Annotated in this window: 5 protein-coding genes; 4 read left to right on the top strand and 1 reads right to left on the bottom strand. The window is 70.5% G+C overall.

What is annotated here, in order from left to right; all coding sequences use genetic code 11:
• Positions 1-735: 735 nt before the first annotated feature.
• Positions 736-996, bottom strand: a complete 261-nt coding sequence (locus tag ACZ49B_RS39010) for a hypothetical protein (RefSeq protein ID WP_468316045.1) — start codon at positions 994-996, stop codon at positions 736-738.
• A 217-nt stretch (positions 997-1213) separates the two neighbouring features.
• On the opposite strand from ACZ49B_RS39010, the gene ACZ49B_RS39015 reads away from it, so the two are divergent.
• The 4 genes from ACZ49B_RS39015 (at position 1214) to ACZ49B_RS39030 (ending at position 4508) form a co-directional block, all read left to right on the top strand.
• The gene (locus ACZ49B_RS39015; protein ID WP_468316048.1) at positions 1214-1984 is read left to right on the top strand and encodes a hypothetical protein; all 771 of its coding nucleotides are present in this window, start codon (positions 1214-1216) and stop codon (positions 1982-1984) included.
• Positions 1985-2044: 60 nt separating this feature from the next.
• Positions 2045-3163 (top strand): C40 family peptidase, encoded by a 1119-nt coding sequence (locus tag ACZ49B_RS39020; RefSeq protein ID WP_468316051.1) that lies wholly within the window; start codon positions 2045-2047, stop codon positions 3161-3163.
• Between the two features lie 14 nt (positions 3164-3177).
• Positions 3178-3999 (top strand): hypothetical protein, encoded by an 822-nt coding sequence (locus ACZ49B_RS39025; protein WP_468316054.1) that lies wholly within the window; start codon positions 3178-3180, stop codon positions 3997-3999.
• Positions 4000-4148: 149 nt separating this feature from the next.
• Entirely contained in the window at positions 4149-4508 is a 360-nt protein-coding gene (locus tag ACZ49B_RS39030) for a hypothetical protein (RefSeq protein WP_468316056.1), read from the top strand.
• The last annotated feature ends 250 nt before the right edge of the window (positions 4509-4758 follow it).

Below are 4758 nucleotides of genomic sequence, written 5' to 3' on the forward strand. Positions count from 1 at the left end.
GCTCGGCCCCCCTGCCTCGCGACCAGCCGCAGAGACGGGAGTGGGCATCTGGGCGGCTTGTACGCCGAGCTTGGTCAGGCGCTCCTGCTGTTCGGTCGCCGGCCTCGTCCTGACCTTGGCGTTTGCATCCCTGGCCTCACTCCTGGGCGCGCTCATGCTGCTGGTCACAGGCCCCCTCTTCGCGTGCCTCTGGGTCATCCCCGGCCGCACTCGCCAATGGGGCCTGAGGTGGTTTGACCAGCTAGTCGGCTTCACGCTGCAGTCCTTCGTCGTCACGACGGTGCTGGGCAGCGTCATGGTGATCCAAATCGGCACCACAAAAATGTTCGGCATCTACGGGTGGGGTCCTTCGACCGGCCTGTCGATCGCCGCGGCCATCGTCGCCATGCGCTTCCGCAAGGTCATCGAATCCATCGTCGGCGTCTCTGGCACGTCCACGCCCATGGGGGCCATGGTCGGAATGCTGGCCGCTCGAGCCGCAGGGCAGGTGCTGCGCCGTGGCAGCAGCGGCACCGGGAAGGGCCGGCCCTCGGCCCCGCCCTCCCGGGACACCAGCGGCGGCGCCGACGGCGCAGGGCCGGCGGGAGGACCGACCGGCCCGGGCAGCGGCCCATGGGGACAGCCCCCCGTCCTCGCTCCGCAGCCGCCGATCACCATCGTTCGCGTCCCCTACCGGCGCCCCACCCGGGGTCAGGGAAATCAAGGGGCCGGAACCACCACGCCCCCCAACCAGCCTCAAAACCCGACCACCCCGCCCGGCCCCAACCAGCCCCAGAACCCGACCACCCCGCCCGGCCCCAACCAGCCCACATCCACCACATCCAAGCCGAGCACCACCCAGATCCCGACCTCGACGACCGGCACGCCGCATACGCCCCAAACCACCAGCCGCCCGGCAATCCCCACCACTGCCTCCCAGGGCACGCCCCCCACCCAAGCCAGCCAACCCACAACATCCCTGGCACAGCAGCCGCCGACGGCAACGACCTCGAACACGACAGCTGGAACCGTCTACCGGCAGGCCGCCCGCCCAGGGACCCTCGGCCCTCGCCAAATCACCTCGAGGATCCGCACGACCCCGAACCCGCAGGCACGAACCACCAGGGCAAGCAGCCGTCGCCCTGCAACTCAACTGCCGCCGCCGCGCCCGGCTGCGTCATCCAGCACCCGCACCACGGTTCCCACCCAGCGCACCACGAGCGGGAGGTGACCGGTGCCCGACAAAGAAGACCGCACTCCGCAGGAGTGGCGGGAACTGCTCCGCACCACCTACGACTACCCGGACGACACCACGGAGGGCAGCCGGCGCCAGCGCCGCCGTGCCCGCCGCCAATACCGCCAGACGGAGCGCCAGCGCACCACAGAGCGGATCACGCAGCAGCGCCGCCGCGAACCGATCACCGCCGGCGGGGCACTTGCCGTTGTCGTCGTGCTCCTGGCCGTCGGTGTCCTGGCCCGCTGCACCCCGGGCTGGATCGGTGACAGCCAGGGAGGCGGGGCGGCAAAAGTCGTGGCCTCGCAGCCGCCGACGGCCGGGGACGATGCCAAGGCGTCGTCCCCGGCCGCTCCCTCTACGGCTCCGGTGTCTTCCCCGTCCGCTGACTTGCGGGTGCCGGAGAAGGTGGCAGAGGAGTGGGTACGGCACTACCTCACCCGCAATCCCCCGGCCGACGGTGACCACAAGGCTGCCGTGCACCGTGCCGGGCCGTGGGCGACCGCTGGCCTGACCGACAATCTGGCCGCCCACACCGACCCCGCGTTCGACAGACTCGTCAGCCGCGGCGGGGTGAGCACCGTCTCTGTGGTCCGGGTCCAGGCGGCTGACCCCAAGCTGCCCGGGGACTCACCGGTACGGGTCTGGCGGGCCGTCACGGCCACCGTCTCGGTCAAGGGCTACACCGACTACGCCGAGACCACCGACCTGCAGGTGGAAGTCACACAGACCGGCACTGGGTGGCGTGTCTCGGCGGTGCAGGGGGTCTGACGGGTGGAGGGGAGGGACGCCCTGCGGGCCGCGGCTACCGTCGCGGGCCGCGGGGCCACAGTGAAATTCGGTGCGATCGGCGCTGTCGTGTTCGTGGTGTTCCTGGCGATGCTCGGCCTGATCGGGGCCGGGGCAGGGGGAGCGCGCGCCGACGCCTGCGGCGGCCGCGGCCGGCCCGGAGCAGAGCTTCCGGGCGGCGGTGACAGCACACCGCAGCAGCCTGAAGGCGATGTGCGAGAGCAGCAGATCGGGAACGCGAATGTCATCGATGCCGTGGCGAGCGAGCGCGGGCTGCCAGGGCGAGCCACCCTCATTGCGCTCATGACTGCGCTGCAGGAAAGCACGCTGCTGAACTTGGATTATGGAGACCGTGACTCGCTGGGCTTGTTTCAACAGCGCCCGTCAGCGGGGTGGGGGACACCGGCGCAGATCATGGACCCCCGCTACTCGGCCGGGATGTTCTTCTTCGGCGGCGACAGCGGCGACCCGCCTGGACTCACCGACATAAACGGCTGGCAGACGATGAAGCTGGGCGCAGCCGCACAGGCGGTGCAGCGCTCCGCCTACCCGGACTACTACGACCGCCATGAGGGAGCGGCACGGGAGATCGCCCAGCAGGCAGGCATCGACCTGAACCGCACCGGCACCGGCACCCCCGGTGGAAGCGGCACACCCGGCCCCAGCGGCACTACGGCCCCCGGCCGCTGCGACGACGGCAACCCCGCCAACCCCGGGAAGCCGGGCGATCCCTTCCACGACGGCAAGGGCGGCTGGCCGCCGAACGTCCTCAACCCCCGCTCGACCGCGGACGCCATCGCCTGGGCCAGGCGAGAAGCCGACTCCGGCAGCGGCCGCTGGTACCGGTCCTGCCTGGCCTTCACGGCCGAGGCCTACGGCTGGTCGCACAGCGGGGTGTACTTCGCCATAGACCACTACCGCCATATGCCCGCCGACATGAAGCACGACAAGGACCGCAACCCCCCACCGGGCGCGCTCATGTACTGGGACACCGGCCAACGCGCCGGCCACGTGGCGGTCTACCTGGGCGGCGGCATGATCGCCAGCAACGACATCAGGAGGCCCGGCTACATCGACGTGGTGCCCGCCTCTGAGATCGAGAGCCGATGGGGCTCGACCTATGTCGGGTGGGCCCCGCCGTACTACCCCGAGGCCGGATAGGAAGGCGCACGCACATGGCCATCGACCCCCGGACCGTACCGGCCACCCCCGTCTACACCATCACCGTCACCGCCACAGGAGCCGCCATCGACGGCGTGCCCGTGGCCGCCCCGGCCGGCGACATTGCCACCGCCCGCCGCGCAGCGCTGGCCGAGCTCCGTATCAAGGCCGCCCTTGCCGGCCGCCCCGTCCGCGTCAGCGCGAAGGAGGTGGACGGCACCCTGTGGCCCATGCTCATTGACACGGAAGGGACCGTAACCACCCTGACGGAACCGCACCCGCCCGCTCCGCCGCGCACCCCCAACCCGCCCCCTGCTGTTGTCGCAGAGCCCGCACCGGCGCGCCCCACCTTCGGCCGCGGGATGCCGGACCCTGCATGGACCGAGCCACTGCCTGCCGCATACCGCGCGGACTGGGAGGAGATGCACGCCGCCCACGCCGCCGGCGACGTCCCCCGCGCACTTCTTCTCGCCGAGAAGCTCGAAGCGGAGATGGCAGCGCAGCTGGGGCAGCTGCACCCGTACACCGTGCGCGCGCTCAGCGCTCAGGCCTGGCTCGCCCTGAAGCAGCCCACCGACTTCGCCACGGTGGAGGTGCTGATACGGGCAGCCCTGGCCCGCCGTGAAGCCGCCGCGCAGCCGAGGACAGAGACCGCGCAGATCGTCCGGAACGCACACGCAGCATGGCGCGGCCTGGGTCGTGAGGATCCCGAAGGAGCGTTGGAACTGAGCACCCCCCTGGCAGACCTGCTGACCAAGTTCGGATGGAAGACGAGAACGGCGGATGTCATGCGCTGGGTTGATAAGGCCGCGAGCGAACCACCCTGGAGCTCTTGAGGCGACCTGGCTGCCGTGGCTCGCCCGTCATCAGCGCGGTGACGTTTCGGTGAGAGCCACGCAGCCGGGCGCTGCGGACGATCAGTCCGACGCTGGCACTACGCGGTACCAGACCATCTCGGCCACCGAGTCCCCGAGGAGCCGCCTGTATGCCGGACCTTCACCGCCCTGATAGTGCCGACCCCCGCGAGCAGCAGACTGCAGCCTCGGCCGAGCACGTCCGCCAGCTCGCCCATGAGATAGCCGCACAGGCCACGGCCCTGGCCACGTTCGCCACCAACGGCGAACCGCTGCGCGACCACACCAAGCGCCTCGCCGGCCGTATCAGCACCCTGCTCTGGGCGGCGGAGAAGCACGACACCCTCCTCAACGCCCCTTCTGCACCAATCGAGGAGGGGGCTTCTGCTACCTCCGAGGATCCAACGGTGCAACTGTTCCAAGGAGATCGCCGTATCAGGATCAGCCGCGAGGAGATGAACGCTCTGCTGAAGAGACCTCCTCACCGATAGCCGGGCTTGGCGCCAGTCTGGCTGCCGTCTTCGGCCTCGTCAGCGAGAACCGCTGACTCGAGTCCGGCGGCCGAGTGGGCCCTTTGCTCGGCCCCGACCCCGCTTCGCCGCGCAGGGCACCGTGAGTGATCCACCGCTAGGACCTGTCCGGCCGTTCATGTGACTACTCCACGCCCGGGTCGTTGATGTGGGCATGGGGCGGGGTGATCTAAGCGATGCCGAGTGGGAACGGCTGCGGCCGTTCCTGCCG

This window comes from Streptomyces sp. NPDC031132 (assembly GCF_055570595.1).